Origin of the sequence: Paraburkholderia sp. SIMBA_053 (genome assembly GCF_046534895.1) — a bacterium.
GTDB lineage: Bacteria > Pseudomonadota > Gammaproteobacteria > Burkholderiales > Burkholderiaceae > Paraburkholderia > Paraburkholderia caledonica.
Window position 1 is genome coordinate 1 of sequence record NZ_JAWRXU010000854.1, and the last position, 265, is coordinate 265.

Below are 265 nucleotides of genomic sequence, written 5' to 3' on the forward strand. Positions count from 1 at the left end.
TGCTGTCTCAGCGCAATTGGCAGGGGGCCGCTAGCCCCCTTCGAAGCTGCCCTTACTTTTTTGACCAAATCACAATGCGCTGGGTTTCTCCCAAAGACTCAGCGATTGGCCAATTCCCCGTCGTACTGCATTCTTGTACATTTCAAAGCCCCAGCTGATGTCGAAAACAGCCATGCCGCAGGCAATAAAGATTACCCGTTCCTTCGCAGTTTCCCGGCCCGGCTTGTTGCCATTGACGACGTCACCCAGACCGGTCGAATCCGCC

General features: G+C 55.1%; 1 pseudogene. It reads right to left on the reverse strand.

The window, feature by feature from the left end:
• Positions 1 to 69: 69 nt before the first annotated feature.
• Positions 70 to 265, reverse strand: a pseudogene (locus SB753_RS38000) (ornithine cyclodeaminase); the annotation flags it as partial.